Origin of the sequence: Plantibacter flavus (assembly GCF_900177615.1) — a bacterium.
Classification (GTDB): Bacteria; Actinomycetota; Actinomycetes; order Actinomycetales; family Microbacteriaceae; genus Plantibacter; species Plantibacter flavus.
Genome location: NZ_FXAP01000006.1, coordinates 47295 through 66043, shown reverse-complemented (window position 1 = coordinate 66043; position 18749 = coordinate 47295). Strand labels below are relative to the sequence as shown.

At 69.0% G+C, this 18749-nt stretch carries 18 protein-coding genes; 11 read left to right on the top strand and 7 right to left on the bottom strand.

Features of this window, described 5'->3' with window-relative positions; translation table 11 throughout:
• Positions 1-30: 30 nt before the first annotated feature.
• Entirely contained in the window at positions 31-993 is a 963-nt protein-coding gene (gene pheA / locus B9Y95_RS16930; protein ID WP_085513659.1) for a prephenate dehydratase, read from the bottom strand.
• Positions 994-1283: 290 nt separating this feature from the next.
• Between pheA and B9Y95_RS16925 the strand changes: the two genes are divergently transcribed.
• The 4 genes from B9Y95_RS16925 to pgm all read left to right on the top strand — a co-directional run bounded on the left by B9Y95_RS16925 (position 1284) and on the right by pgm (position 5305).
• Positions 1284-2846 (top strand): alpha/beta hydrolase, encoded by a 1563-nt coding sequence (locus tag B9Y95_RS16925; protein WP_085513657.1) that lies wholly within the window; start codon positions 1284-1286, stop codon positions 2844-2846.
• 125 nt (positions 2847-2971) lie between these two features.
• Positions 2972-3214, top strand: a complete 243-nt coding sequence (locus tag B9Y95_RS16920; protein ID WP_085513655.1) for a ribbon-helix-helix protein, CopG family — start codon at positions 2972-2974, stop codon at positions 3212-3214.
• Between the two features lie 2 nt (positions 3215-3216).
• Positions 3217-3657, top strand: a complete 441-nt coding sequence (locus B9Y95_RS16915) for a type II toxin-antitoxin system VapC family toxin (protein WP_234994153.1) — start codon at positions 3217-3219, stop codon at positions 3655-3657.
• Between the two features lie 28 nt (positions 3658-3685).
• A complete protein-coding gene (pgm, locus tag B9Y95_RS16910; RefSeq protein ID WP_085513651.1) occupies positions 3686-5305 on the top strand; it encodes a phosphoglucomutase (alpha-D-glucose-1,6-bisphosphate-dependent) in 1620 nt (539 codons plus the stop codon).
• A 23-nt stretch (positions 5306-5328) separates the two neighbouring features.
• Here pgm and B9Y95_RS16905 read toward each other — a convergent pair whose 3' ends face one another.
• From B9Y95_RS16905 to B9Y95_RS16895, 3 genes are all read right to left on the bottom strand, one after another.
• Positions 5329-6159 carry a hypothetical protein gene (locus tag B9Y95_RS16905; protein ID WP_143736546.1) on the bottom strand — a complete coding sequence of 277 codons (831 nt, stop codon included), beginning with the start codon at positions 6157-6159 and terminating at the stop codon, positions 5329-5331.
• The gene (locus B9Y95_RS16900) at positions 6146-7117 is read right to left on the bottom strand and encodes a type IV toxin-antitoxin system AbiEi family antitoxin (RefSeq protein WP_085513647.1); all 972 of its coding nucleotides are present in this window, start codon (positions 7115-7117) and stop codon (positions 6146-6148) included. The genes B9Y95_RS16905 and B9Y95_RS16900 overlap by 14 nt, the downstream gene beginning before the upstream one ends.
• 138 nt (positions 7118-7255) lie before the next feature.
• Positions 7256-8107 (bottom strand): M15 family metallopeptidase, encoded by an 852-nt coding sequence (locus tag B9Y95_RS16895; RefSeq protein WP_234994152.1) that lies wholly within the window; start codon positions 8105-8107, stop codon positions 7256-7258.
• A gap of 81 nt (positions 8108-8188) precedes the next feature.
• Between B9Y95_RS16895 and B9Y95_RS16890 the strand changes: the two genes are divergently transcribed.
• The 4 genes from B9Y95_RS16890 (at position 8189) to B9Y95_RS16875 (ending at position 14107) form a co-directional block, all read left to right on the top strand.
• The gene (locus B9Y95_RS16890) at positions 8189-9283 is read left to right on the top strand and encodes an alpha/beta hydrolase (protein WP_123539758.1); all 1095 of its coding nucleotides are present in this window, start codon (positions 8189-8191) and stop codon (positions 9281-9283) included.
• A gap of 109 nt (positions 9284-9392) precedes the next feature.
• A complete protein-coding gene (locus B9Y95_RS16885) occupies positions 9393-11186 on the top strand; it encodes an MDR family MFS transporter (protein ID WP_085513641.1) in 1794 nt (597 codons plus the stop codon).
• Positions 11187-11507: 321 nt separating this feature from the next.
• Positions 11508-12956, top strand: coding sequence for a GH1 family beta-glucosidase (locus B9Y95_RS16880; protein WP_085513639.1), 1449 nt, complete (start codon positions 11508-11510; stop codon positions 12954-12956).
• A 137-nt stretch (positions 12957-13093) separates the two neighbouring features.
• Positions 13094-14107 (top strand): LacI family DNA-binding transcriptional regulator, encoded by a 1014-nt coding sequence (locus B9Y95_RS16875; protein ID WP_085513637.1) that lies wholly within the window; start codon positions 13094-13096, stop codon positions 14105-14107.
• A 78-nt stretch (positions 14108-14185) separates the two neighbouring features.
• On the opposite strand, the gene B9Y95_RS16870 is transcribed toward B9Y95_RS16875, so the two are convergent.
• Positions 14186-15052: a DNA-methyltransferase gene (locus tag B9Y95_RS16870; RefSeq protein ID WP_085513634.1), complete on the bottom strand. Its 867-nt coding sequence runs from the start codon at positions 15050-15052 to the stop codon at positions 14186-14188.
• Between the two features lie 70 nt (positions 15053-15122).
• Between B9Y95_RS16870 and B9Y95_RS16865 the strand changes: the two genes are divergently transcribed.
• From B9Y95_RS16865 to B9Y95_RS16855, 3 genes are read left to right on the top strand one after another with little or no spacing between them, the layout of a single operon-like run.
• The gene (locus tag B9Y95_RS16865) at positions 15123-15416 is read left to right on the top strand and encodes a GNAT family N-acetyltransferase (protein ID WP_085513632.1); all 294 of its coding nucleotides are present in this window, start codon (positions 15123-15125) and stop codon (positions 15414-15416) included.
• A gap of 59 nt (positions 15417-15475) precedes the next feature.
• Positions 15476-16396, top strand: a complete 921-nt coding sequence (gene ppk2, locus B9Y95_RS16860) for a polyphosphate kinase 2 (RefSeq protein ID WP_085513630.1) — start codon at positions 15476-15478, stop codon at positions 16394-16396.
• 39 nt (positions 16397-16435) lie between these two features.
• Entirely contained in the window at positions 16436-16936 is a 501-nt protein-coding gene (locus B9Y95_RS16855; RefSeq protein WP_085513628.1) for a hypothetical protein, read from the top strand.
• A 72-nt stretch (positions 16937-17008) separates the two neighbouring features.
• Here the strand turns inward: B9Y95_RS16855 and B9Y95_RS16850 are convergent, their stop codons facing one another.
• Together B9Y95_RS16850 and B9Y95_RS16845 are read right to left on the bottom strand one after the other, a co-directional pair.
• Positions 17009-17554, bottom strand: coding sequence for a HEAT repeat domain-containing protein (locus tag B9Y95_RS16850; RefSeq protein ID WP_085513625.1), 546 nt, complete (start codon positions 17552-17554; stop codon positions 17009-17011).
• A 91-nt stretch (positions 17555-17645) separates the two neighbouring features.
• Positions 17646-18695, bottom strand: coding sequence for a lipoate-protein ligase LplAB (locus B9Y95_RS16845; protein WP_085513623.1), 1050 nt, complete (start codon positions 18693-18695; stop codon positions 17646-17648).
• Positions 18696-18749 lie beyond the last annotated feature (54 nt).

The following is an 18749-nucleotide window of genomic DNA, read 5'->3' as shown; positions in this document are numbered from 1 at the left end:
TCAGCAGGAGTCATGCGCGAGCGTGACGGCTCAGTCGTCGAGGGGCTCCGCCGAGAGCAGTCCACGCAACCAGTCGCGGGCCTCGATGAACACCTCGTCGTTGTAACGGGAGTGGTAGTCGACGGCGGTGCGATCGGCGCTCGGGTACGAGCCCAGGAAGATCACGTTCGGACTGAAGCGTCGGAGCCCCAGTAGGGCGTCGGCCATCCGCTCGTCCTCGATGTGTCCGAGGGCGTCGATCACGAAGCGGTAGCGGCCGAGCGCGTCGCCGATGGGCCGCGACTCGATGAGGCTCAGATTCACGCCTCGCGTGGAGAACTGCTCGAGCATGCCGAGCAGCGAGCCCGACTCGTCGTTCGGCAGCTCGACGATGAGGCTCGTCTTGTCGGCACCTGTCCGGGCCGGGATCTCCCGTGAACGACTGACGACGACGAAGCGGGTCACGGCGTTCGGGTTGTCGCCGATGTTCTCGGCGAGGACGTCGAGGTCGTAGTGGTTCACGATGCCGGGTGGGGCGACCGCGGCGTCGGCGGTCGAGGTGCCGTCGAGCAGCGAAGCCGCGGCGGCAACGTTGCTCGACGCCGGGATGTGTCCGTGCGTGGGCAGCTTGGCGTCGAGCCAGAGGTGGCACTGCCCGTAGGCGACTGGGTGCGCGTTCACGACCGAGACGTCCTCGAGGCGGGTTCCGGGACGGGCGACGAGCACGAAGTTCACCGGCACGAGCACTTCGCCGACGATGCGGAGACCGGGCATCGTGGCGAGTGCATCCTGCGCCACGGACACGCCGCCGTCGACCGAGTTCTCGATCGCGATGACCGCCGCCGTACTGCGGCCTTCGAGGACGTCGCCGAGCGCCTCGCCGACGTTCGACACGGGCTTCCAGATCTGGCCCCGTGCCTCCTCGACCTGGCCGAGCGCCACCTCGGTGAAGGTCCCGCTCGGACCGAGGAAACTGTAGCTCCGGGGGGCGTCGTCGGCGGGTGCGGCTGGCATGCCTCCGAGCGTACCGTGCGGTTCGCGACACGCCCCCGGACGACCATTACCTCCCATCCAGGTCACATTCGGGTGATTTCCAGGAAGATCGGGCCATTTCGGTCCCGATACCCCCCGTTTTGAGCTATTCAAATCACGCCAATACCCGCCACAATGGATACAAGGGTGTATTGAGCGCTGCCGCTCGTCTCGGGAAGCGAGTTCACGGCCGTTCGTCTCCCCGATCTCGATGCGCGATCCGATGTCGCGCGAGGCTCCACCCGACGGGCTGAGACAGGAACAGGAGTGACGTGACGAGTGTCTTCACCGACGCCGCCCCGCGGTCCACTCCCCGACTGAACCTGGCGGGCGGCGGCGAGGCCGCGTTCAGCCTCGGCTCCTCCTGGAGCCTCCCGTCGTTGTCGCTGCCGACCTGGGTGCACCGGCCGATCTCGGCGGCCCGCGCGACCCTTGTCAAGTCGCTCGTCATGACCATCGCGATCGCCGCGATCCTGGCCGGCGTCGTCACAGTGACGCAGACCTCGACCGCCGGTGCGACCGCGATCTCCGCCGCCGACTTCGCACCGGCGGCCTCCTCCGTTCCGACGATGACGGCCGCGGCCTTCACCACCGCGTACGCCGGGGATCTGGCCGCGGCGGCGACGGCCCTCACGACGATGTCCTCCTCGCAGGTCGCGCAGCTGTGGAGCGAGCTCGCTCCCGGGTACCGCGCACTGCTCATCACCGGTCACCCGGCGGTCATCGGCAACCTCGAGGGCGTCGCCTACACGGATCGGGCGACGGCCAACGTCTCCCGCCTCGCCGGTCTCCTCGCCGACACCGAGGCGAGCTACCGTTCGCTGACGGTGAGCAGCGACCAGGTCGACGGCCAGGCCGACTCGGCGGCCCTCGCGACGACCCTGTCCCGCCTGGACGCGATCAAGCTGCTCGCCGACCGGTACACACCGGACGCGATCGCCGCCCGCCTCCAGCCGGAGTACCTCATCACGTTGCAGGCGGGCGGCTCCGGCCCCCCGCGGGTCGCGGTCGCCGTCGGAGACGTGGACACCGCCGCCTACGTCACGGTGTTCGTCCCCGGGATGAACAGCAGCGCCCTCGAACTCGACGACTACCTGCGCGGAGCGAAGCGGATCCAGACCGCTGCCGCCGACAGCGCGGTCATCCTCTGGATCGGCGGACACAGCCCGAGCGCGCTCGAGGTGCCGTCGAACGACCGGGCCGTGGAGGGGGCGCCCCTGCTCGCCGGGGTGCTCGCCGGATACGACGCCGTCCGTTCCGCTCACGGCGTCGTCTCCCAGTTGAGCGTCGTGGCGCACTCCTACGGCACGGCGACGGCCTCGCTCGCGTTGGCGTCCGGCGACTACCACGTCGACGACTTCGTCATGCTCGGCTCCGCCGGCATCCCGACGGAGATCGGAATCGACGATCTGCACGTCCCGGCCGGCCGCGTCTACGCCTCCCAGGCGAGCGCCGACACCCTCGCCGGTCTCGGCCAGCTCCTGTCAGGTCGAGCCGACCCCGCCACGAGCTCCTGGGGCGCGACCACCTTCGGCTCCGACGGGCTGACGCTCGGCGACGGCGGCCACCTCGGTGCCGTCGACGGACACAACGCGGTCGGGTCGAGCAACACCGACGACCGGGGCAAGTACCTCGGGCCGGCGACCGAGAGCCTCTACGCCATCCAGCGCATCGTCACAGGTCAGGCCGACGCGGTCGCCGACCTGACGACGCCCGGGTCGTCCCACCAGCGCGCCTCCGCGCCGGACGCCGCCGGCGCCGGGGCGGGCGCATCCACGACGAGCACGACCGCCTCCGCCTCCGCCTCGGCCGCGGCGCTCCTTGCCACTCGCTAGTCGACAGCCCTCCACAGGCACCTGGAGCAACGACCGCTCCACAGATCCGCGTCGGCTCACTCCTGCGCCGATGGAACCCAATAGCGTCGTTGACATACCGACATACGCCTTCGTAGGCTCGGGTCATGCGAACGACCATCCGACTCGCCGACGAGTTCTACGAGGCCGTCCGCGAGCACGCCTCGCAGGAGGGGAAGACCGTGACCGCCTACATCGAAGAGGCCCTGCGCGCGAAGCTGGCCGCAGCAGCCACACCGCCCGAGCGGGAACCCTACAAGGTCGTGCCGTACGGCGGGGGAGGACCCCGCCCAGGAATCGACCTCACGAACAACGCGCAACTCGAGGACATCATGGACGGTTTCGAGTGAAGGTGGTCGACACCAACGTCCTCATCGGCGCGTTCCGACCCGATTCACAACACCACCGCACGCTCGCAACCTGGTTGGAAGATGCCGTCCGATCGAGAGAGCCCCTGGGCGTCAGCGAAGCCGTGCTCGCGGGGTACATCCGGATCGTGACCCAGCGTCGGATCTTCGTCGATCCCACTCCGATCTCCATCGCGCTGGAGCAGATGCAGCGACTCCGCGACGAGCCCGGGGTACAGGTGGTCCACCCTGGCCCGTCGTTCTGGACGGTCTTCACCTCGCTCTGTGCAGCGGTCGAGGCCCGAGGCAACCTCGTTTCGGACGCGGCCCACGCCGCACTCGCGATCGAACACCGGGCCACCTTCGTCACGCTCGATCGCGACTACGCGCGCTTCCCGGACCTCCGGTGGGAATCGCCACTCGCCACGGGTCAAGCGCCTTCCTGACATCGGTCGTTCCTGCCAGACTGGTGCGATGAACGATCGCGCAGGTACCCCCGCCACCGAAGCAGATCTGATCGACGTCCCGTCGCTCATCGACGCGTACTACACGCTGAAGCCGGACGTCTCGATCCCCGAGCAGCGGGTGGTGTTCGGCACCTCCGGCCACCGCGGCTCCTCACTGAACACCGCGTTCAACCAGGACCACATCGCCGCCACCACGCAGGCGATCGTCGAGTACCGCACGAGCCAGGGGATCACCGGGCCGCTCTTCATCGGCTCCGACACCCACGCGCTCAGCGGGCCGGCGCAGACGACGGCCCTCGAGGTCCTGGTCGCCAACGGTGTGCGCGTCCTCGTCGACGAGTTCGACGACTTCGTTCCGACCCCCGCGCTCAGCCACGCGATCCTCAAGTACAACGCCGAGGGCAACGGCGACCAGGCGGACGGCATCGTCGTCACGCCCAGCCACAACCCGCCGGCCGACGGCGGCTTCAAGTACAACCCCCCGCACGGCGGACCTGCCGACTCCGACGCGACCTCCTGGATCGCGAACCGCGCCAACGAGCTCATCGCCGGCGGGTTGCACGACGTCAAGATGGCGGAACCGTCCGCCGTCGAGACGTACGACTTCCGCGGCAACTACGTCGACGACCTGAAGCACATCATCAACCTCGACGCCATCAAGCAAAGCGGGATCCGCATCGGTGCCGACCCCCTCGGCGGTGCGAGCGTCCACTACTGGCAGGCGATCGCCGACCGCTACGAGATCGACCTCACCGTCGTGAACCCGCACGTCGACCCGGCCTGGGCGTTCATGACGCTCGACTGGGACGGCAAGATCCGCATGGACCCGTCGTCACCGTCCGCCATGGCGGCGCTCGTCGCACGACGCGACGAGTTCGACCTCCTCACCGGCAACGACGCCGACGCCGACCGCCACGGCATCGTCACACCCGACGCCGGGCTCATGAACCCCAACCACTACCTCGCCGTCGCGATCGACTACCTCTACGCGAACCGGCCGGGCTGGCGCGACGACGCAGCCGTCGGCAAGACCCTCGTGTCGTCGTCTGTGGTCGACCGCGTGGCCGAGTCCCTCGGACGCCGCCTCTGGGAGGTCCCGGTCGGCTTCAAGTGGTTCGTCCCCGGTCTCGTCGACGGCTCGGTCGGCTTCGGTGGCGAGGAGAGCGCCGGCGCGAGCTTCCTCCGCTTCGACGGCTCGGTGTGGACCACCGACAAGGACGGCATCCTCCTCTGCCTGCTCGCCGCCGAGATCCTCGCCGTGACGGGCAAGACGCCCTCGGTGCTCTACCGCGAACTGACCGAGCGCTTCGGCGACCCCGTGTACGAGCGCGTCGACGCCGCGGCCTCGAAGGAACAGAAGGCACGGCTCGGCAAGCTCGACGGCGACGCCATCACGGCGACGGAGCTCGCCGGCGACCCGATCGTCGCGAAGCTCAGCCACGCGCCGGGCAACGACGCGGCCATCGGCGGCGTCAAGGTCGTGACCGAGCACGCGTGGTTCGCCGCGCGTCCGTCCGGCACCGAGGACGTCTACAAGATCTACGCCGAGTCGTTCAAGGGCCCGGAGCACCTCAAGCTCGTCCAGGCGGAGGCGAAGCAGATCGTCGACGCCGCCCTCGGCGCGTAGGCGGCCGACGCCTCGACCTCCGATCAGCGGAAGCCCGAACTGCTCAGCCCGTCCTGCAAGGCCGCCAGGACGCCGAGGCGCTCGTCGAGACGGACCTCGGTTCCCGTCAAATGCAGCTCACGGGCCAACCGTTGCTCATCGACGCCAGCACCCCAAGCCTGCGCGAGCGCTGTTCCGTCGACGGCGCCGAGGAGTGTCGCGATGTCGGAACCCAACAAGGCGCCTGCCGCTCGGCTCGGGTCCCAGTCGTACCGTTCCAGCAGTGTGGTGTCCTCGGAGTCATAGAGACGCTTCGACACTTCCGGAGACTCGGAGTACCAGTACAACGCAACGGCGATGTCGCCGGCGTCCTTCATGATGCCGATCGGAGCACGGTCCAACCACGCCCGGAGCTTCAAGGCGGCGTAGCCCGCAGGTTGCGGGATGCGCACGCTGTCACCCGAGGGCATGAGCACCTCCGCGGACTGGGTGCGGACAGCTTCGAACCCGAAGACGTTCATCCCGTCGACCCGCGGCGGAGGAGTGACCGTACCTTTCGGCTGCTCCACCCCGCCGAACGGCATGATGTCGACCGGGAATCCCGCAATCCTGAAGCGGATGCCATTCTGACCGATGGCGGGCCGATCCTCGATGATGGCGAGATAGTGGTCCCAGTCGCTGACGACGATGGCGAGATCGAGGTCGTCGGTGCTCCGGAGCGCGGACCGATGACCGAGGGCGCTGTGGATGATGTCCCGCGCCTGCGCACCGATGACGAGGATCTGTGATCCGGCCCGCACGAACGTCGGAAGTTCCTGCACGACCGCGTCGACGATCTCGAACACGTGGGGCTCAGCTTCATCAAAGTTCAGCATGAGAGCTCCGGTAGTCCTCGGCCACCTCGCGGAGCCTGGGATCGTTTGAGCCGAGGAGGTCCGCGTAGATCAGCAGGCGGGGTGCAGCGTGCACGTCCGCGGTGATCGTCCGCGAACCGGGTTCCGTCCAGAACTTCCGTCTGAGAAAGACGTTGGGTTCACGGTCGCTTCGCCAACGGTTCTCCGCGATCGTCCGGGGCTCGAGCTGGTCGACGTAGATCTCGACCGTCTCAGGATTCCGAACCAGGTCGGTGGCGCACTCGCCGCTCAGCCAGAGCGGTTGGGTTCCCGTCGAGACCGAGCGGGGGTCGCCCGAGAAGGACCGGATCCAGAGTGAACGCTGCAGCGCGGCCGGGTAGGCCGCAACCCACGCCTGGGTGAGGGCCGACCGATCGTTGAGCCGAGCGCCTGCAAGGAATCCCTTGCGGTCGAGGAGCTTCACCGTGCTCTGCGCCAGGCCGAGCGACACGCCCGCGGCTTCGCTGATGGCGCGAAGCCCCCTCGTCAGCAGGTCTGGCCAGACGAGAAGCACGAAGACCACCTGGGCTCGTTTGCTGGAGAAGAGGTTGGGTTCGACAGTTTCCGTTGCGACAGGCCTCGGCTCGGTGCGGCGCCGGTTTCGACCTCGAGCGTCCACTCTCACGCCACCGAAATCAAGGTTGGCGTTCCCGGCGGCATCGACGTACTGGATGCCGCGCGTCCGGAGTGTGTCCGCGCTTCGCTCAGTGATGCGGTCGGTCAAGAACAGCGTTGCGATCATGTTCGGCACCTCGCTGGCCGTCGACATGGTCAGGACCGGCAGATAGCGCCATGGGTAGGAGTGGACTCCCTTCGCATGGACCAAGCGCACGTACCCTGCTGCTCCGTCCGCCTCGAACGCGATGCCGTACTCGTGCAGGCGGTCTCCGAACTCCCGCAGTATGGATCGGGGTATTGCCGGATCGTTCAAGAAGTCCATATGTACACTCTAATTGAACATCAAGATTTCATGAACACCGAGCCACGACCTCCGTCTTAGGCGGATACACAGAGCCACGGACGAGCACGTTCACAATGGATGCCTGTTCACCAGAAATGAACCGACCCAGGAATTGAACTAGGCCAAGTACCCGGGCGCCGCCGGGAGCCCGAAGAACTCCTCGAGCGTCGTCACGCCGGTGTTGTGCATCTCGGTCGCGAGCGGCACGCCGATGTAGCGGTAGTGCCACGGTTCGAACGAGAAGCCGGTGACGTCGACCTTGTCGGCCGGGTACCGCAGGAGGAATCCGAAACGGTAGGCGTTCGCGGCGAGCCACTGCCCCTCCGCCGTGTCGCCGAAGCAGGTGTTGAGCGAGCAGTTGCCGCTCTCTGCGCCGATGTCCATCGTCCAGCCGGTCTGGTGCTCGCTGTAGCCGGGGCGTGCGGTCGTCGAGTCGTCGGGTTCACTGTCGTACACCGACACCTGGCTCGAGTAGCTGCGGTACGCGCTGTTCGAGGCGAGGGACAGGCCGGCCTCGGCTGACGCGGTGTCGAACAGCTGCACGATCGCGGCGGCGGCCTCGGCACGCAACAGCGGGTCCCAGGTGTGGGCGACGGGGACGGACACGAGGTCCGGTGGCGTGTAGTCGACCGGGTTCAGCGGTCGGGTCTTGTTGACGACCACCCACGGGCTCAGCGGGTCGTCGATCGAGTAGGCGGCCTTGTCGAACGCCGGCGGGGCTGGGGGCGCGACCGGAACCGTCTCCGTCGGCGTCGGCGTGGGGGTCGGCGTCGGAGTGACGGACGGGGTCGCGCTCGGTGTCTTCGTGGCGGCGGCCGGGGTGGGCGTGGCGCCGCCGGCGATGTTGACGACGAGCACCACGAGCAGGATCGCGAGCGCGGCGGCCAGGACGCTCAACGCGATCACGCGGTTGCGTCGGACGCGCCGCGAAACCGGGCGTCGGTGGGAGGGCTGGTGGGCTGCGGTCACACGTCGAGCCTAACCGCGACACGGCGCATGCGCCTCTGCCACACTGTCGACAGGCTTGCACACCGGACGAGGGGCCCGACCATGACCGCAGGGACTCCAGCACACCACGCCCCGACGCACCGGAAGCGCCCGCGGTTCCGTCGGCTCCTGACCGCGGCGGCCGTCGTGATCGGTCTCGGCCTCGTCGTCGCGGTCATCGCAGCCATCACTCCGTGGCCGTCCGCGCTCCTCATCCGCTCGGTGTTCGAACGCGGCGGTGCTGCGACGGTCGCCGAGATGGAACCGTACGTCCCCGACACGAAGCTCACGGAGTTCCGCGACATCGCGTACGCCGCGCCGAGCGGCGGCCGACCGCAGGTGGACACCACCCTCGACGTCTTCACCCCAGCGGACGGCACCGAACCGCTGACCACGATCGTCTGGATCCACGGCGGCGCCTGGATCTCCGGCGAGAAGGGCAACGTCGAGCCCTACCTCCGCATCCTCGCAGCAGCGGGGTACACGACGATCGCGGTCAACTACACGATCGCTCCCGAGGCCGTCTATCCGACGGCCGTGAACCAACTCAACGGCGCCCTCGCGTATATCTCGGAGCACGCCGCCGAGTGGAACGGGAACCCGGACCGCCTCGTGCTCGCGGGCGACTCAGCGGGATCGCAGCTCGCCAGCCAGCTCGCCGTCCTCACGACCAATCCCGACTACGCGACGCTGTCGGGCATGACGCCGGGGATCGAGGCCGACCAGCTCGTCGGAGCCATCCTCAACTGCGGGGTCTACGACCTGCCGGCGATGGCCGAGCTCGACGGCATCGGCGCCTGGGGCCTTCAGACCGCCCTCTGGGCCTACGCGGGCACGAAGGACTGGTCGGAGACGTCGACCGGGACGCTCATGTCGACGATCGACTTCGTCACCGCCGACTTCCCGCCGACCTTCATCACCGGCGGGAACGGCGACGCACTCACCTGGTTGCAGTCGGTCCCGATGAGCAGGGCCCTCGAGGACGCCGGCGTCGACGTGACGAAGCTGTTCTGGGCCGCGGACCACGAGCCGGCACTCCCCCACGAGTACCAGTTCCACCTCGACCTCGACGACGCCCACGTGGCGCTCACGGCCAGCCTGGACTACCTCGCGGCGCTCGACGCCGACCTCGACGCAGCACCGACCACCACGCCCTGACCGAAGCGGTTGCCGCGGAACTTGCGCCGGGTGTAAGTTTGCACATTACGCAAAATCCCCAACGTCGGTGCGCCTGCAAACCGGCGCGCCCAGAGTCGAACGAGACCGTATGTCATCCAGTTCCCCCGCCTCGACCGAGCCGTCGGGATCCGCCCCCGTCCTCAGTCACCGGCAGATCCTCTTCATCATCTTCGGCCTCATGGCCGGGATGTTCCTCTCCGCACTCGACCAGACCATCGTCGGCACCTCGATGCGCACGATCGCCGACGACCTCGACGGCATGGCCCTCCAGGCGTGGGTCACCACCGCGTACCTGATCACCTCCACCGTCTCGACGCCGATCTACGGCAAGCTGTCCGACATCTTCGGCCGCCGCCCGCTGTTCATCATCGCGATCTCGATCTTCCTCATCGGCTCGCTCCTCGCCGGCATGTCCGGTTCGATGTACGAGCTGGCGATCTTCCGCGCCATCCAGGGCCTCGGTGCCGGTGGCCTCATGGCCCTGCCGCTGACGATCATGGGTGACATGCTCGCCCCGCGCGAGCGCGCCAAGTACCAGGGGTACTTCCTCGCGGTCTTCGGCGTCTCGAGCGTCATCGGCCCGCTCATCGGCGGTCTGTTCGCCGGCGCCCCCGAGCTGCTGTTCATCACCGGCTGGCGCTGGGTGTTCCTCATCAACCTGCCGATCGGTGTCATCGCGCTCGCGATCGTCCTCCGTTTCCTGCACATCCCGCACACCCGCCACAGCGTCCGCATCGACTGGTGGGGCGCCGCCACGGTCGTCCTCGCCGTCGTGCCCCTGCTGCTCGTCGCCGAGCAGGGCCGCATCTGGGGCTGGGCCTCGGCCGGATCCATCGCCTGCTACGCCATCGGGGTCGCCGGCATCGTCGGGTTCATCCTCGTCGAGCGGGCCATGGGCGACGACGCACTCATCCCGTTGAAGCTGTTCAAGAACTCCACCTTCCGGGTCGCCACCATCCTCGGTGTGCTCGTCGGGTTCGGCATGTTCGGCGCGATGATGACGGTGCCGCTGTTCCTGCAGCTGGTCGAGGGGGCGACGCCGACCGAGTCCGGCCTGCTCATGCTGCCGATGATCCTCGGTCTCATGATCTCCTCGATCGCGAGCGGGCAGATCATCGCACGCACGGGCAAGTACAAGGCGTTCCCGATCGTCGGTACCTTCCTGCTCCTGAGCGGTTTCTTCTACTTCAGCTTCGCGACGGCCGACAAGCCCGTCTGGTGGATGATGGGCGGCATGCTGCTCGTCGGCCTCGGACTCGGCCAGCTGATGCAGACGCTGACGATCGCGAGCCAGAACGCCGTCGAGGCACGCGACATCGGGGTGGCGACGAGCTCGTCGACCTTCTTCCGTCAGATCGGCGGAACGCTGGGCACGGCCGTCATCTTCTCCGTGCTCTACACGCGACTCCCCGACACGATCGGTGCGGCGTTCAAGGACCCGACACTGCTCGCGAACGCCCAGGCTGCAGCGCAGAACCCTGCCGTGCTCTCCGATCCTGCCAACAAGGGGATCCTGGACGTGCTCTCCAAGGTGCAGTCCGGCGGCTCGGCCGGTTCCGCGCTCGACGGCGACACCTCGTTCCTCGTCGGCGCGAACCACGACCTGGCCGCGCCGTTCCTCACGGGGTTCGCGGACGCGACCGTGACCGTGTTCTGGGTGAGCTTCGCGGTGGTCGCCGTCGCGTTCGTGCTGAGCTGGTTCCTCAAGGCGCCGCCGCTGCGGGCGAAGTCCGCGCTGCAGGAGCGCACCGACGCCCAGGCTGCGGAGGAAGCCGAGGACGAGTTGTCGCTCGCCGCCCAGCGTGCCGCCGAGCTGGCGGGGTCGCAGCTGTCGCCCGACACCGCGAGCAACCGCGTCGTCGATCCGTCCGCCCGTCACTGACCGTCGTTCGTCGGTGACCGTCATCCGTCGGTTCGCCAGCGCACCGCGCTGACGTGACCGCGGGGTGACCGCCACCAGCGCACCGCGCTGACGGGGTCCCCCGGGTGCCAGCGCGGTGCGCTGACGTGAGCGCTGTCGAATCGGCGTCACCGCGGCCCCAGCGCATGAGCGCGCCCCTCCAGAGGGGCGCGCTCACGCCGCCGACCCGCGCTCGCGTCAGCGCATCGCGCTGGCGCCACACCCCACCCACACCCGACACCAGCATGAGAGCGCTCTCAGCAGGCGATAGCATGGGCGTGCACCCAGCCACGAGGAGCTTCGATGACGCACGCCCCCCAGCCCACCACCCGTCCGGCCCTGATCCTGCCGTCGTTCCTCTGGGGTTCCGCCACCGCGGCCGCCCAGGTCGAGGGAGCAGCACACGAGGACGGCAAGGAGGACTCCGTCTGGGACGCCTTCGCCCGGGTGCCCGGCGCGATCGCCAACGGCGACGACCTCGAGGTCGCCGTCGACCACTACCACCGCACCGCCGGCGACGTCGCGATCATGTCCGAGCTGGGGCTCGACGCCTACCGCTTCTCCACGAGCTGGGCCCGCATCAAGCCGGGCGACCGCGCCGTCAACCCCGCCGGCCTCGACTTCTACAGTCGCCTCGTCGACCAGCTGCTCGACGCCGGCATCCTCCCCTGGCTCACCCTGTACCACTGGGACCTCCCGCACGCACTCGAGGAGCAGGGCGGCTGGACGAACCGCGACACGGCCCTGCGCTTCGTCGACTACGCCGAGGCCACCTACGAGGCACTCGGCGACCGCGTCCAGCACTGGACGACCTTCAACGAACCGTTCTGCTCCTCCCTGCTCGGCTACGCCGTCGGCGTGCACGCACCCGGCCGACGCGACGAAGCCGCCGCTCTCGCCGCCATCCACCACCAGCACCTCGCCCACGGGCTGGCGACCACGCGCCTCCGCGAGCTCGGCGCCGAGCAGATCGGCATCACCCTCAACCTCACGAACGCGATCCCGGCGGACCCCACCGACCCGGCCGACATCGACGCCGCCCGCCGCGTCGACGGGATCATGAACCGCATTTTCCTCGAACCGATCGTCCTCGGCGCGTACCCGACCGACGTCGCCCACGACCTCGAAGGCCTCGGCCTCGACACGCTCGTCCACGACGGCGACCTCGAGACCATCTCCGCCCCGATCGACTTCCTCGGCGTCAACCACTACCACGACGACCTCGTGTCTGGTCACCCCGACGACTCCGGCGCTGACGGCGGCCACTCCGGCGCGACCGAGCGCGAGGCCGGTTCGCCGTGGCTCGCCTCGCCCGACATCTCCTTCCCGAGTCGCGGACTCCCGCGCACCGCGATGGACTGGGAGGTGCACCCCGCCGGCCTCCGCACCCTGCTCGTCCGGCTCGGCCACGAGTACCCGACGCTGCCGCCGCTGTACGTGACCGAGAACGGCGCGGCCTACGACGACGTCGTCGCGGAGGACGGCCGCATCCACGACGTCGATCGCGACGCCTTCATCCAGGACCACATCGACCAGGTGGAACTCGCGATCGCCGACGGCGCCGACGTGCGCGGCTACTTCGTCTGGTCACTGCTCGACAACTTCGAGTGGGCGTACGGCTACGACAAGCGGTTCGGCATCGTGCGGGTCGACTACGACACGCAGGAGCGCACGATCAAGGACAGCGGACTCGCGTACGCACGCCGCATCGCCGCCTCGCGTGTCCTGCCCGCCGTGGCGGAGCTCCCCTGACCCACGAACACTCCGGCGTGTCGCGATCGAGGGGCCGCGACACGCCGGTCACCTCCTGAGCAGCTGCGCCGCCCACGGACGTCCAGACGCCCGGCGATACACTGCACTCGGCACGCTCACCCGCTCGGAAGGGGACGATGATGCAGTCCGGTCAAGGGGCCCCCACGCTCGAGATGGTCGCGACCCGCGCAGGCGTCTCCCGCGCGACCGTGTCGCGGGTCGTCAACGGTTCACCGAAGGTCACGGCCGAGGTCGTCGCGGTCGTGAACGAGGCGATCGCCGCGCTCGACTACGTGCCCAATCGGGCCGCCCGGTCGCTGGCGTCCCGACGGACCCAGGTCATCGCGCTCGTCGTGCCGGAGTCGACCGCCCGGGTGTTCTCGGACCCGTTCTTCGCCTCGGTCGTGCAGGGCGTCGCCCTCGAACTGGCGCAGACCGACTACACGCTGAACCTCCTCATCGCGACTGAAGCGGACTCGGAGAAGACCCGCCGCTACCTGCTCGGCGGCAACGTCGACGGCGCGCTCGTCGTGTCGCACCACAGCGGTGACCACTCGTACACGAGGCTCGGCCGGGAGCTCCCGATCGTGTTTGGCGGTCGCCCGATGGGTGCCGACGTCGTCGACAGCACCTACGTCGACGTCGACAACGTCGAGGGCGCGAGGACCGCGGCTCGGCACCTCATCGAGGCCGGCCGGACGCGGATCGCGACCATCGCGGGCCGTCAGGACATGCCGGGTGGGGTCGACCGACTCGCCGGGTGGCGTGCGGAGCTCGAGCTCGCAGGTCTTCCACACGACCTCGTCGAGGTGGGCGACTTCTCCCCCGCCGACGGCGCTGCCGCGATGCGGCGTCTCCTCGCGCGCGGCGTGCCCATCGACGGGCTCTTCGCCGCGAACGACCAGATGGCCGCCGGCGCCTACTCCGTCATCCGCGAGGCCGGCCTGACGATCCCCGGCGACATCGCCGTCGTGGGCTACGACGACGACCGCTACGGCGAGACCGCCGCACCGCCGCTCACGACGATCGCGCAGTCGCCCGTCGACCTCGGTGCCGAGATGGCGAGGGTGCTGGTCCGTCGCCTCGCTGGCGAGCCGGTCGAGCGCGTCACGATGATGCCGACCCGCCTCGTCTCGCGCGCCTCCGTCTGACCCTCCCCGCCAGCCCGCGAACTGTCACCAGACGACAGTCCCGGGCGCAGCGACTGTTCTGAACTGACAGTTCGCGGGCTAGGAGAGGCGGGCGCGGATGATCTCGAGCGCCTGCGGGTTCTCGTCGACGAGGACGTACCGACGACCGAGCGCCTTCGCGACCGCCCCCGTCGTGCCGCTGCCGGCGAAGAAGTCGAGCACCCAGTCACCCTCGCGGGAGGACGCCTGCACGATACGGCGCAGGATTCCCTCCGGCTTCTGGGTCGGGTACCCGGTCTTCTCGCGGCCGGTCGGCGACACGATCGTGTGCCACCAGACGTCGGTGGGAAGCTTGCCGCGCGCCGCCTTCTCCGCGGTGACGAGCCCGGGCGCCATGTAGGGCTCGCGGTCGACGGTCGCGTTGTCGAAGTGGTACCCCTTCGGGTCCTTCACATAGACGAGGATCGTGTCGTGCTTCGTCGGCCAGCGGCTCTGCGCCTTCGCGCCGTAGTCGTAGGCCCAGATGATCTCGTTGAGGAAGCACTCCCGGCCGAAGAGGGCGTCGAGGAGCACCTTCGCGTAGTGCGCCTCGCGGTAATCGAGGTGGAGGTAGAGGGTGCCGTCGGCGGCAAGGACGCGCCAGGCCTCGACGAGTCGCGGCTCGAGGAAGCCCCAGTAGTCGTCGAAGGCGTCGTCGAAGCGTCGGAGGTCGCCGCGGATGCGCTCGTACGCCTGCCCCTTGAAGCCGGCGAAACGGTTCACCCCCGTCTCGGCCGTCCGCACCGAGGTCGAGGAGTGACGACGCTGCACGCGCCCGGTGTTGAACGGCGGGTCGAGGTAGATGAGCGTGAACGACTCGTCGGGCAACTGCGCCACGACGTCGAGGTTGTCGCCCTCGAGGACGAGGTCGGGGCCGTCCGGGGTCCATCGCAGCGGCACTTCATCGACTGCTGCGGCGAGGGACATGTGCCTATTCTGGCAGTCCGCTGCCCGCACACCAGGGAAGGAACGATCGGCCCCGCGCGTTGCACCGCATATGACCACGGAGTTCACCAACGAGACCGATGCCCAGCGCTACACCATGCACGTCGACGGCCAGCTGGTGAGCGTCGTCGACTACCGGATCTCGGGCGACTCGATCTCGTTCCCCCGCACCTTCACCACGCCGCCGTTCCGCGGCAAGGGGTACGCGGGCGAACTCGTCGCCTACGCGGTCGACGACGTCGAGCAGCACAGCGACCGTCGGATCGTCCCGATGTGCTGGTACGTGGGCGAGTGGTTCGACGCGCACCCCGAGCGTCAGGGCCTCCTCACCCGTTCCGCCGGCTAGCACCAGCGCGTCACCCAACGGCCACCTGACGGTTACGCACGGGGACTAGCGTCCCGACCATGCAGCAGCTCGTCTCGCACTACGCCCCGCCGCCCGCACTCGATCAGGTCGACGGCTACCAGGTGGTCGACGTCGACGACGACGACCCCATCCTGCTCGACGCCGCCGGCAGCCACATCGACACGTGGCGCGAGGGCTACCCGTACGCCGAGCGCATGTCGCGAGAGCAGTACGAGAGCGACAAACGGCTCCTGCAGATCGAGCTGCTGAAGCTGCAGAACTGGATCAAGGCCAACGACCGTCGGCTGGTCGTCGTGTTCGAGGGACGCGACGCCGCCGGCAAGGGTGGCACGATCAAGCGCTTCACCGAGCACCTCAACCCGCGCGGCGCCCGCGTCGTCGCGCTCGAGAAGCCCACCACCCGCGAGTCCACGCAGTGGTACTTCCAGCGCTACGTCCAACATCTGCCGGCCGCCGGCGAGATCGTGCTGTTCGACCGGTCCTGGTACAACCGCGCGGGCGTCGAACGCGTGATGGGGTTCTGCACCCCGGCACAGTACGACGAGTTCATGCGCCAGGCCCCGCTGTTCGAGCAGATGCTCGTCGGTGACGGCGTCGACCTCGTGAAGTTCTGGTTCTCCGTCTCCGCCGACGAGCAGCGCACGCGCTTCGCGATCCGCCAGGTCGACCCGGTGCGACAGTGGAAGCTCTCCCCGATGGACCTGGCCTCCCTCGACAAGTGGGGCGACTACACCCGCGCGAAGGAGGCGATGCTCGAGGCGACGGACACCGCGGACGCCCCGTGGACGATCGTCAAGAGCAACGACAAGAAGCGCGCCAGGGTCGAGGCGATGCGGCACGTGCTGCACCGCTTCGACTACGACAACAAGGACCATGAGGTCGTCGGCACGCCCGACACCAACATCGTCGGGCCCGCGGCCTCGGTCTACGAACGCGGCGAGCGCAACGTCGGCGACTGAACCGGACGCCGGGCCGCAGCGCCCGCTATCCTCTGGATCATGCAGCCGAACCCGTCACCGTTGCGACGCCTCACCTCGTCGAGCGCGATCTACGGCACCGTCGTGTACGCCGGCCTCATCGGCGCGTCGAGCGTGTACGAGGAGGACGACGTCGACCAGGTGCTCATCACGAGTGCGCTGACCCTCATCGTGTTCTGGCTCGCGCACGTCTACTCGGCCGCCCTCGCGCACCATGGTGACGACCGACACGAGGCGTTGGTGACGCTCGGCGCGTCGATCAGGCATGGGTTCCAGGAGTCGTCCGGGATGCTCCTGTCCGCCGTCCTCCCGACGATCCCGCTCGTGTTCGGCATCGCCGGCGTGCTCAGCCACGAGCACGCCGTCATCCTGGCGTTGCAGGTGTCGACGCTGATGCTCTTCGTGCTCGGGTGCGCGGCGTTCGTGGTGCGCGGGTCACGCTGGTGGTGGTGTCTCCTCGGCGGCGTCGCGACGGCCCTGTTCGGGATCGTGATCATCCTGCTCGAGGCCGGCACCCACTAGGACAGCCTGCAACGGGTCCCGAATGGCTGGTGCCGAGCGTCCGGGACCGACCGCTCGGGCCCCATCGCGAGCTCAGCGGCGGGCGGCGAGCGCTTTCGCGGACTGCTGCGCGGCGCGACGGACCTCGCGGTCGGGGTCGCGGAGGAGCGCTTCGAGGAGCGGCTTGGCGTCCTCACCACCGACGACGGCGAGCGCCCGGGCTCCGGCTGCGCGAACGCGGGCGTGGTCGTCGCTCAGCAGTGGTGCGATCGCGGCGACGTCGCCGATGCGGCGCTCGGCGCAGACGCGCGCGGCCATCTCGCGGACGCGCCAGGCCTGGTTGCCGAGTGCACCGACGACGGGCGCGGTGGCCGAGTCGTCCCACACGTGCAGCAGGGCGCGGGTGCCCCACAGCTCGGGCCAGTACAGCGCGGGCGCTCCGCCGAGGATGCCCTCGGCGTGGTGTCCGCCGACGACGCGGAGGAAGTCCTCACCCTCGTAGCGACCGGCGAGGAGGGACACGCAGCGTTCGACGACCCGGGTCTCGCTCTCGGCGGCCACCGCGTCGGCGAGCCGCTGCTCGAGTGAGGCCTGCGGGGCGGGGGTCGACGGGTCGGGTGTCTCGTTCTGCGCTGTCATCGTCCCCCCACCCTAGCCCGCGAGCTGTCACCAACGGTGGGTGATGCAGCCACACACCCGCCACTGGTGACAGTTCGCGGGCTGCGGCAGGTTACGGGACGCGGGTGAGCCAGGCGTCGGTGGCGAACTTGTCGGTGACGAGCTGCTCGGCGGCGGAGCGTTCGGCATCGGTGACGTGGCCGGGGGTCGCGCCGGTGATCTCGACGAAGGTGTCCTTCATGCGATCGATGATCTCGGCCCGCGAGAGCCCGGTCTGGCTGCGGAGCGGGTCGACGCGTTTGGCGGCGGAGGTGGTGCCCTTGTCGCTGAGCTTCTCGCGCCCGATGCGGAGCACCTGCGTCATGAGCTCGCCGTCCATGTCGTAGCTCATCGTGACGTGGTGCAGCACGGCGCCGTTCCCGAGCCGCTTCTGCGCGGCACCGCCGATCTTGCCCGACGGGCTCGTGATGTCGTTGAGCGGCTGGTACGTCGCCTCGATGCCGAGCGAACGCAGGGCGACGAGCACCCAGTCGTCGAGGTAGGCGTAGGAGTCGGCGAAGGTCATACCGTTCACGAGCTCGGCCGGCACGTAGAGCGAGTAGGTGATGATGCCACCGCGCTGCATCATCATCGCGCCGCCGCCGGAGACGCGGCGGACGACCTCGAAGCCGTTCGCCTTGGCGTTGTCGAGGTCGACCTCGTTCTTGAGCGACTGGAAGCTGCCGATGACGACCGCCGACTGGTCCCACTCCCAGATGCGGAGCGTCGGACCGCGGCGGCCCTCGCCGACCTCGTTCGTCAGGACCTCGTCGAGCGCGAGGTGGAGCTGCGGTGACACCGAGCCCTCATGGATGAGCTGCCAGTCGTAGTCGCCCCAGCCCGTCGCCTTCGCGAGCGAGCGGCGAATGGCCGTCGCGACGGCCTCGGGCGTGAAGCCGAGGAGCACGGCGTCCTCCGGCAGGGCGCCGCGGATGGCGGCGGCGAGACCTGCGGCGTCCGTGGTGGCGGGGAGCCCAGTGACGGCTCGGTCGATCAGCGCGAGCGCGTCGTCGGGTTCGAGGAAGAAGTCGCCGGCGAGGCGGAAATCCGCGATGCGGTCGTCGACCACCTCGAGATCGACGACGACGAGCTTGCCACCCGGGACCTTGTACTCACCATGCATGCCCCCAGCCTATTCCTGGACGGCGTCCGGATTCCCCGGAAGGGGCGTCGAACC